Here is a 9069-nt window from a genome sequence, read left to right as displayed (position 1 = left end):
CCCTACAGTGGTTCCATTTCTCTACATAATCTAAAGTTTGGGTACACTAGATTCATGCAATGTAGGAGCTTTCAGAGTAGAAAGCGAACCTTCGTTTAAAATGATAGCATACATATCTTCCTCAAAAATATGCAAATATGCATATATTGTTTTTATTTCTCAATGTCAGAATATTGAAAAATAAAAGACTCGAAGGTAAAATAAAGTCATTATCCGTCTTCTTTTGTCAGTCACAGAGAATAGAAGAATAGGAGAGGAAAAAATGAGAAAATCATTGAAACAAAAAATAGTAAGCTCTTTGCTTGCTGTATCACTCGCTGTTAGCTTAGCTCCAATTGGGCAAGCAAAAGCGGATTCCACGTCAGAGGTTACACAAACTCCATCTATTACAAAACAGATTGATCCAAACCGCGCGATTGAACATGTTCGTTTCTTATCTGAAACAATTGGCCCTCGCCCCGGTGGAACAAAATCCGAAGAATGGGCTTCTCGTTACATTGGTATGCAGCTTAAATCAATGGGCTATGACGTAGAATATCAACCATTTCAGGTGCCCGATCAATACGTTGGATTCATTGAATCACCACTATCAACAAAACGTAATTGGCAAGCTGGTGCTGCTCCTAATGCACTCATTTCTACAGAAGCTGTTACAGCCCCCCTTATCTTTGTTCAAGGTGGGACAAAATTAGAAGATATTCCAAATGAAGTAAACGGTAAAATTGTTTTATTTGAAAGAGGAACGACAGTTACAGACTATAATAAACAAGTTGAAAATGCTGTTAGCAAAGGGGCAAAAGGTGTTCTTTTATACAGTTTAATTGGCGGACGCGGAAATTATGGACAAACCTTCAATCCCCGCCTAACGAAAAAGCAGTCTATCCCTGTCTTTGGTCTTGCTTATGCGCAAGGAAATGCATTTAAAGAAGAAATCGCTAAAAAAGGGACAACAATTCTTTCCCTAAAAGCGAGACATGAATCTAAATTAACATCTCTAAATGTTATCGCCAAAAAGAAACCAAAAAAGAGTACAGGTAATGAGAAAGCAGTCGTTGTAAGCTCGCACTATGATAGTGTTGTCGGAGCACCTGGCGCAAATGATAATGCTTCTGGAACTGGATTAGTATTAGAACTAGCTCGTGCTTTTCAAAATGTAGAAACTGATAAAGAAATTCGCTTTATTACCTTTGGTTCTGAAGAAACTGGATTACTTGGTTCGGATTATTACGTGAATAGTCTATCCCAGAAAGAACGCGACCGTATTTTAGGTGTCTTTAACGCCGACATGGTTGCAACAAATTATGATAAAGCAAAGAATTTATACGCTATGACACCTGATGGCTCTACAAACTTTGTAACAGACGCTGCCTTGCAAGCAGGTAAACAACTAAATAATGACCTCGTCCTACAAGGTAAATTTGGTTCTAGTGATCATGTTCCATTTGCTGAAGCTGGTATTCCTGCTGCTCTATTCATTTGGATGGGTGTCGATAGTTGGAATCCATTAATCTATCATATTGAGAAGGTATACCATACACCTCAAGATAACGTATTAGAAAACATTTCACCTGAACGAATGAGAATGGCATTAGACGTTATCGGAACAGGAGTTTATAACTCGCTTCAAAAACCTGTTCCTCAAACTGAACAGAAAGCTGCTTAATCATTTAAAAGACCACTGATTTTATCAGTGGTCTTTTATTGAGAAAAAATATATATGCATAAAAGCATATTTTATCCTACCCATTATCGTATACAATATTAACTGTAACAACACCGATTACAACTAATAAGGAGGCTTTTTCTATTATGAAAAAAATGATTTTAGCAGGTGCATTAACTTTAGCAGGAATTACTGGAGCTACTGCGTTTATTCCTGAAACAAAAGTCGCTGCTGCCGCTCAAGAACAAAGCTTTACAAAATTTTATTCTTTGCAAACTGGAGGTAGTTCTGAACAAGAACCTATTTTCCTTCAAAAAGGACAAGAACTAACAATTCATCCTAACAGCAAAACTCCTAGTTACAGTGTTTATGACTCAAATCATAACCTAATTGGACGTTATTCTGATGGTTACGGCCGAATTTTCACTGCAAAAACAGATGGAAATATGTATGTTCAATTTCATGCACCTTACGTTTACTATAGTCCTGTTAGTTTTTCTGTTACTTATACTATTCAATAAAAAAGAGGTCCTTTATAGGGCCCCTTTTATTTCTCTTGCCAATTCACTTTTACGAATCCATCTTTCACTTTTAATCCACTTATATTCAATACATACTCTTCATTTGCTTTTAAAGTAACTGTAAAACTACCTTTTTTCGATTCACAGATTTCCTTTAACTCTTTTATACCTTCTCCTCGTCTTTCATACACGCTAAAGCATAAGTTCCCTCGTTTTGCATCTGTCTCATAAGAAAATGTCACTTCTGTGTCCTTCTCATACTGAAGTTCAATATCTTTACCGGCAATATCCCATGATGAGAATTTCGCCTCGTAACTTGTCTCCCCTTGCTTCTCATTTTCTAAATATATATCTCCTGCTTTCCACGCGTCATTTAACGTTTGTGCAAAAGCAAAACCACTAAGTAATACAAACATTGTACTTGCCAATATCGCAACTAATGTTACTTTCTGTTTTTTAACAAAGTTCATCTTATATTCTCCTTCAACTTTCTTTTTACTTCTTCTTACCATATATAACAAAAAACCGATAAAAAATGGAAATATAACCGCTAAGACACTCCATCCTTTACTCATTTGATGTGCTTTAGCATCTGTATATACCCATGATGCAACACATATTAAAAGTGCTATAAAAGCTAAAAACATCGTCACTCCAGCTACTTCAAATAGTACAAACGGATTAGCGAACTCATTCATGTAATTTATACTCCTTCTTTAAAAATGACTGTATTACAACATATATCGGAATGTATACATGCATCATAATCACAATGGCTATTAACATAGGAATTTTATAATCCAAATGAGTGACAAATTGTTCTATAACAATTGTTAGCAAAACAATCCAAATGGTATGAATACAAATCATCCATTTCCTCTCTAACTTCTGAGCCTTTCGCACGCCCTGCTTCGTGTTATTTATTAGCTCTTCGCTTGGAGTTATCTCTTCTGCTAAACTGCTCTTTATTTTCTGTTCAAATTTATCTTCCTTCATGAACGAACCCCTCCAAATGTTCTCGCATTTTCTTTTTCCCATAATTAAGCCGATACTTTACCGTACCAATCGGTATATTTAATATTTCGCTCATTTCTTTATAAGAGTATTGTTCATAATAGTAGAGTACGAGCACGGTTTTATATTTTTCATTCAATAGCTGTATAACTTCCCGTATCATTTCCGCTTCCACTTTTTGAATAAATTCTTCTGATATATTCACATCATCTGCGAAATCTATTTCTCCACCATCCTCTTTATGAAACAAATCCAATATTCGATCTTTCCACCTTTTTTTCTTACGATAAAAATCATAAAACGTACGAACACAAATTGTAGTAATCCATTTTTTATAATTCTCCACGTAAGAAAGTTGGTGCCGCGATGAAAAAACTTTTATCCATGTCTCTTGAAAAATATCTTCCGCGTCTTCTTTCGTCTTTGCTAACTTATAGCATAAGGAATATATTTGCTTCTTATATATATCAATTAATTCTTCTACCTTTTCTTCCATCATAAGCCTCCTGTCATTTATATAAGACGACGCAAATTCCCTTTTTGTTTGATAAAATTTTATTTTTTATTATCTCCACATAAAAAGGCAATCACAACATCGTGTGATTGCCTTTTATTTAAAAACGAAAGTCCGCTTCCGCTTTTCTTTATGTCCAGCTCTGCCTCCTAGCCCCTTCTGTCTAAGAACCTTCCCCACTAGAAGATAAAATGCATCTTCTGTGGGAAAGAACCTTAGCCTTCGGGACTAAACAGTCGGCTCCGCTTTTCTTTATTGTCTAGCTCCAGCGGCTAGAATACTCGGTGGCTTCGCGCCTTCCTCCGAGGCAAAGTACGCCTCTCTGTCAGGAGCTCCATCCCCCTCCTATTCTAAACGAGCCGCTTCCGCTTTTCTTTATTACATTTTTTCTGGTGCAGATACTCCTACGATTGCTAATGCATTTTGAAGTGTAGTGCGTACTGCTTTCATTAACTCGTAACGAGCTTTACTTAATTCTAAATTATCTTGGTTTAATACTTTTTCTGCATTGTAGAAGCTGTGTAATGTTGCTGCTAATTCAAATGCATAGTTTGTAATACGGTGTGGTAGACGTTTTTGTGCTGCATCCGCAACTACCGCTGGGAATTCACCAAGTTTTTTCAGTAACTCTACTTCTTTTTCAGAAGTAACAAGTTTGTAGTTAACGTCTCCGCCTGTAGCTAATCCTAATTCTTCACCTTGGCGAAGGATGCTGCATACGCGAGCGTGAGCGTATTGTGCATAGTATACTGGGTTTTCATTAGATTTTGATACAGCTAAGTCCATATCGAAGTCTAAATGAGAGTCACCGCTACGCATTGCGAAGAAGTAACGCATTGCGTCCACGCCTACTTCTTCCATAAGCTCACGAAGTGTAACTGCTTTACCCGTACGCTTACTCATCTTCATTTTTTCACCATTTTGGTATAGTTGTACCATTTGGATGATTTCTACTTCAAGCGTGTCTTTATCGTAACCAAGTGCTTGAATAGCAGCCTTCATACGTGGAATATAACCGTGATGGTCAGCACCCCAAATGTTAATTAACTTATCGAAACCACGCTCTAATTTATCACGATGATACGCGATATCTGGCGTTAAGTATGTGTAAGAACCGTCATTTTTAATTAATACACGGTTTTTATCGTCACCGTAAGTCATTGAACGGAACCAAGTTGCACCGTCTTCTTCAAAGATCTCGTCGCGCTCTTTTAATACAGCAAGTGCTTGATCAATTTTCCCGTTTTTGTATAATGATGTTTCTGAGAACCATACATCAAATTTAACGCGGAAGCTTTCTAAGTCTTTTTGAAGTTTTGCTAATTCATATTTTAAACCGTACTCACGGTAGAATTCATAGCTTTCTTTTTCATCAGCTTTCGCATAACGATCACCGAATTCTTCTGCTAAACGTTTACCAATTCCAATGATATCCGCACCATGGTATCCGTCTTCTGGCATTTCTTTTTCTAAGCCTAAAGCTTGCATGTAACGAGCTTCAACAGAAAGAGCTAAGTTATGAATTTGGTTACCAGCGTCATTAATGTAGTACTCACGAGATACATCGTATCCTGCTTTTGCTAATAGGTTACATAAAGTGTCACCTACTGCCGCACCTCGTGCATGTCCTAAGTGAAGGTCACCTGTTGGATTCGCAGATACGAACTCAACTTGTACTTTTTCACCTTTACCAGTATTCGTTTCACCGTAAGCTTCACCAGCGTTTACGATTGTTGGAATTAAATCTGTTAAGTAGCTATTATCCATATAGAAGTTAATAAAACCAGGACCAGCGATTTCGATTTTTTCAATAGAAGCTTTTGCTTTATCGAAGTTTGCAACTAGTTCTTCTGCAATCATACGAGGTGCTTTTTTCGCAACGCGTGCAAGTTGCATTGCCATATTTGTAGAGAAGTCACCATTTGTTTTATCTTTTGGAGATTCTAATACAACGTTTGGAATTTGTTCTTCTGTCGCTAATTCTGCCTTTAATACAGCAGCCTGAATTTCTTCTTTAATCAATCCTTTTACCTGTTCTAAGGAATTCATTATTTTGCCTCCTTCAAATTAATTGTAATAGTATATCTGCCAGCTTCTTGTTCACTTAGAAGCAATGCGTACGTTAAGAAGAGTTGTCCTTTTTTCTTTTCATCCGACCATTTAAAAAGAACGTTATCAGTCTTTGTTTGCAATGCAAACGTACCAAGTTCACTCGTATACGTACCAGTTGTCCATTCACCTTTCACATGCGTCTGACGCATAGAAACAGCACCTGAACGCATAATGAGAACTTGTTCATCTTGAATTTTAATAATTGTTTTCACTTCGCCTTGTTCGTTCGGCTCCTGGAATGTTACATATGTACCTTGACCTTTTACATAGTATTGACCATTTGCTTCAAAAGCAACGGTTTCCTTCCTCGCCCCTTCACGGATTTCTGTTACGAAATGAACGTGTACCGGCAAGCCTGCAAGTTGTTTCTCCACGTCTTGCACACCTTTCAAATGTTATAGATATTAAATACTACTTATAATAAATCACTTTTCCTATCATATCAAAAAAAGACTCTGTCTGTCTGCTGAAAAATCAGGAAAACTCCATTTCAAAAAATAATTCACTTCTACTTTATTTCATATGATAAAATATTTTTTAAATCTAAATATTCTTTCAATTAAAGAGGTGAATGTAGTGATACCAACAAAGTTAAAAAAGGGTGCTGAAATACGAGTGATTTCACCATCGTGTAGTTTAAGTATTGTTTCAAATGAAAATAGAAAACTTGCTATAAAAAGATTAACTGACATGGGCTTTCAAGTTACATTCTCAAAATATGCTGATGAGATAGATCGATTTGCTTCCTCCTCTATTTCTTCCCGCATTCAAGACCTCCATGAAGCATTTCGAGACTCTAATGTAAAAGCTATTTTGACTACACTTGGCGGATACAACTCAAATGGTTTATTGAAACATCTCGATTATGATTTAATTCGTGAAAACCCGAAATTTTTCTGTGGTTATTCTGATATTACTGCCTTAAATAATGCAATTTACGCAAAAACAGGGCTTGTTACATATTCAGGACCCCATTTCTCTTCGTTTGGAATGGAGAAAGGGCTCGGATATACAACCGATTACTTTTTAAAGTGCTTAACTTCTAATGAGCCTATTGAAGTCCTTCCATCTGAAACATGGAGCGATGATTCTTGGTATATAGATCAGGAAAATCGAGAATTTATTAAAAATGAAGGATATGTTTCAATTCAAGAAGGAGAAGCTACGGGAGATATTATCGGTGGCAATATGAGCACATTTAACTTACTGCAAGGTACACCATATATGCCAAATTTAAAGGAGAAAATTTTATTTATTGAAGAAGATAGTTTAACTGGAACATCTACTCTTAAAACTTTTGATCGTTATTTACATTCCCTTATGCAGCAGCAAGGTTTTGAATACATAAAGGGAATCGTTATAGGAAAGATGCAAAAAGGTGCAGAATGTACGATAGAAGACATTCAAGAAATGATTGCTTCAAAACCTGAACTTGCACATATCCCTATCATTGCAAACGCAAGTTTCGGGCATACAACCCCGATTTTCACTTTTCCAATTGGTGGACATGCAAAAATTATTTCTCACAAAGAGAAGACATCTATCACTATTTTAACGTACTAAAAAAGGAGCGAATGAGTCGCTCCTTTTATGGTTTTTCTATTTTTTCCAACGCTTTTTGCGGAATGGATTCTTTCGGGATTTCAGCCCATCCTTTTCCTTGCATACCTTTTGCATAAATTTTTATAAACGCCCCCGTATGCAATTCACGGTTCATCATTCTTTTAATAACTTGTAACTTTCCATCTTCTGTATACCCTTTAAAAGTATACAAGTATTCTCCGTCTTTTTTCTCACCTTTATCTATAACCGCATAATAATCTTGTATTTCTTTATTTGAAAAGAAGTTGTCTACAAAAGCATGTACACCTTCTGTTTTTGTGTTCAAATAATACGCTGTTCCACCTAGAATAATGGCGAATACAGCTAAAACTTTAATTACCAATTTCATACATGAACCTCCTGTTTGCACTTCTTTCTCGCTAGTATTATATCTATACTTGTATTATACGGAAAAGAGCATACTATACTCTATCTAAAAGTCTTACACTTTCCTTACATTATTGTAAGGGATTTTTTCTTACAACCAGTTCCCAAGAAAAAATTTTTCCGTTTCATACACTTTTATATTATTATTGAATGATACGAATTTTTATTACAAAAATCAAAGGAGACAGTTTTCAAATGGCTATCTTGCAAGGTTTAGCACTATTACTTGTTGTACTTTGTCTATTTACACTTTTCAGTTACCGTGCGCCTTACGGAATGAAGGCGATGGGCGCTTTAGCTAATGCAGCAATTGCAAGTTTTCTTATTGAAGCATTTCACCGTTATATAGGTGGAGAAATGTTTCATAATGACTTTTTACAATCAGTAGGAGAGGCTTCCGGTAGTATGAGCGGTGTTGCAGCAGCGATTTTAGTCGCATTAGCAATCGGTGTTTCCCCCGTATATGCTGTTTTAATTGGTATCGCTACTAGTGGATTTGGTATTTTACCAGGATTTTTCGCTGGATACGTTTGTGCCTTCGTCGTGAAATTTCTCGAAAAGAAATTACCAGCTGGTGTGGAATTTTTAGCAATCCTATTTATCGCTGCACCAATCTCACGCGGAATGGCAATGCTTATGGATCCGCTCGTTAACGCCACACTTGGTAAAATCGGTTCTATGATTTCAGTTGCAACTACAGAAAGTCCTATCATTATGGGTATTATGCTTGGTGGATTAATAACAGTTATTTCTACCTCTCCACTGAGTTCTATGGCACTAACTGCAATGCTTGGATTAACAGGTTTACCAATGGCAATTGGTAGTCTGGCTGTAGCAGCTTCAGCCCCAATGAACTTTATTTTCTTTAAACGCTTAAAAATTTGTTCAAAGAAAGATACAATTGCTGTAGCAATCGAGCCTTTAACACAAGCCGATGTTGTTTCAGCAAATCCGATTCCAATTTATGCGACAAACTTCGTTGGCGGTGCACTTGCTGGTATTATTACCTCTCTTTTCCAGCTCGTTAATAATGCACCAGGAACAGCATCACCAATCCCAGGACTTCTTGTCTTATTCGGATTTAATGACGTTGTAAAAGTAACAATTGCTGCTATATTATGTGGAATCGTTACCACTATTGTCGGATACATCGGATCTATTGTGTTCCGTAAATATCCGATCCGCTCTGCTGATGAAATTCGCGGAGTTACTTCGGAAGAGAAGGTTGCATAAGAAAAAGAGCTATTCCCATCGTT

At 36.6% G+C, this 9069-nt stretch carries 10 protein-coding genes; 4 read left to right on the top strand and 6 right to left on the bottom strand.

Annotated features, from left to right (window positions below; genetic code table 11):
- Positions 1 to 262 precede the first annotated feature (262 nt).
- Both IQ781_RS16280 and IQ781_RS16275 read left to right on the top strand, forming a co-directional pair.
- Positions 263 to 1663 (top strand): M28 family metallopeptidase, encoded by a 1401-nt coding sequence (locus IQ781_RS16280; protein ID WP_001232218.1) that lies wholly within the window; start codon positions 263 to 265, stop codon positions 1661 to 1663.
- A 146-nt stretch (positions 1664 to 1809) separates the two neighbouring features.
- Complete coding sequence (locus IQ781_RS16275) at positions 1810 to 2184, top strand: hypothetical protein (RefSeq protein ID WP_000738221.1); 375 nt, start codon at positions 1810 to 1812, stop codon at positions 2182 to 2184.
- 26 nt (positions 2185 to 2210) lie between these two features.
- On the opposite strand, the gene IQ781_RS16270 is transcribed toward IQ781_RS16275, so the two are convergent.
- The 5 genes from IQ781_RS16270 to IQ781_RS16250 form a co-directional block, all read right to left on the bottom strand.
- A complete protein-coding gene (locus IQ781_RS16270) occupies positions 2211 to 2882 on the bottom strand; it encodes an ECF-type sigma factor negative effector (protein WP_001001598.1) in 672 nt (223 codons plus the stop codon).
- Positions 2875 to 3180, bottom strand: coding sequence for an ECF-type sigma factor negative effector (locus IQ781_RS16265; RefSeq protein ID WP_000656684.1), 306 nt, complete (start codon positions 3178 to 3180; stop codon positions 2875 to 2877). Before IQ781_RS16265 ends, IQ781_RS16270 begins: the two co-directional genes overlap by 8 nt.
- On the bottom strand, positions 3167 to 3694 hold the full coding sequence (locus tag IQ781_RS16260) for an RNA polymerase sigma factor (protein WP_000391642.1): 528 nt from the start codon (positions 3692 to 3694) through the stop codon (positions 3167 to 3169). The genes IQ781_RS16265 and IQ781_RS16260 overlap by 14 nt, the downstream gene beginning before the upstream one ends.
- A 396-nt stretch (positions 3695 to 4090) precedes the next feature.
- A complete protein-coding gene (argS, locus tag IQ781_RS16255) occupies positions 4091 to 5761 on the bottom strand; it encodes an arginine--tRNA ligase (protein WP_001086454.1) in 1671 nt (556 codons plus the stop codon).
- On the bottom strand, positions 5761 to 6198 hold the full coding sequence (locus IQ781_RS16250) for a YwiB family protein (RefSeq protein WP_000414867.1): 438 nt from the start codon (positions 6196 to 6198) through the stop codon (positions 5761 to 5763). The genes argS and IQ781_RS16250 overlap by 1 nt, the downstream gene beginning before the upstream one ends.
- A gap of 202 nt (positions 6199 to 6400) precedes the next feature.
- On the opposite strand from IQ781_RS16250, the gene IQ781_RS16245 reads away from it, so the two are divergent.
- The gene (locus IQ781_RS16245) at positions 6401 to 7387 is read left to right on the top strand and encodes a S66 family peptidase (protein ID WP_000613224.1); all 987 of its coding nucleotides are present in this window, start codon (positions 6401 to 6403) and stop codon (positions 7385 to 7387) included.
- 25 nt (positions 7388 to 7412) lie between these two features.
- On the opposite strand, the gene IQ781_RS16240 is transcribed toward IQ781_RS16245, so the two are convergent.
- Positions 7413 to 7775: a YxeA family protein gene (locus IQ781_RS16240; RefSeq protein WP_000779921.1), complete on the bottom strand. Its 363-nt coding sequence runs from the start codon at positions 7773 to 7775 to the stop codon at positions 7413 to 7415.
- Between the two features lie 233 nt (positions 7776 to 8008).
- Between IQ781_RS16240 and IQ781_RS16235 the strand changes: the two genes are divergently transcribed.
- Positions 8009 to 9046, top strand: coding sequence for a PTS sugar transporter subunit IIC (locus tag IQ781_RS16235; protein ID WP_000996319.1), 1038 nt, complete (start codon positions 8009 to 8011; stop codon positions 9044 to 9046).
- The last annotated feature ends 23 nt before the right edge of the window (positions 9047 to 9069 follow it).

Source organism: Bacillus sp. N447-1, from assembly GCF_022701035.1.
Lineage (GTDB): Bacteria > Bacillota > Bacilli > Bacillales > Bacillaceae_G > Bacillus_A > Bacillus_A cereus.
The sequence above is the reverse complement of the archived record's forward strand: the minus strand, read 5'-3'. Positions and strand labels throughout refer to the sequence as shown.

Bases quoted from the DNA above. Each gene is read 5' to 3' on its own strand.
- argS (WP_001086454.1), bottom strand. From the start codon at position 5,761: ATGAATTCCTTAGAACAGGTAAAAGGATTGATTAAAGAAGAAATTCAG.
- IQ781_RS16235 (WP_000996319.1), top strand. From the start codon at position 8,009: ATGGCTATCTTGCAAGGTTTAGCACTATTACTTGTTGTACTTTGTCTA.
- IQ781_RS16275 (WP_000738221.1), top strand. From the start codon at position 1,810: ATGAAAAAAATGATTTTAGCAGGTGCATTAACTTTAGCAGGAATTACT.
- IQ781_RS16265 (WP_000656684.1), bottom strand. From the start codon at position 3,180: ATGAAGGAAGATAAATTTGAACAGAAAATAAAGAGCAGTTTAGCAGAA.
- IQ781_RS16240 (WP_000779921.1), bottom strand. From the start codon at position 7,775: ATGAAATTGGTAATTAAAGTTTTAGCTGTATTCGCCATTATTCTAGGT.
- IQ781_RS16280 (WP_001232218.1), top strand. From the start codon at position 263: ATGAGAAAATCATTGAAACAAAAAATAGTAAGCTCTTTGCTTGCTGTA.
- IQ781_RS16260 (WP_000391642.1), bottom strand. From the start codon at position 3,694: ATGGAAGAAAAGGTAGAAGAATTAATTGATATATATAAGAAGCAAATA.
- IQ781_RS16270 (WP_001001598.1), bottom strand. From the start codon at position 2,882: ATGAATGAGTTCGCTAATCCGTTTGTACTATTTGAAGTAGCTGGAGTG.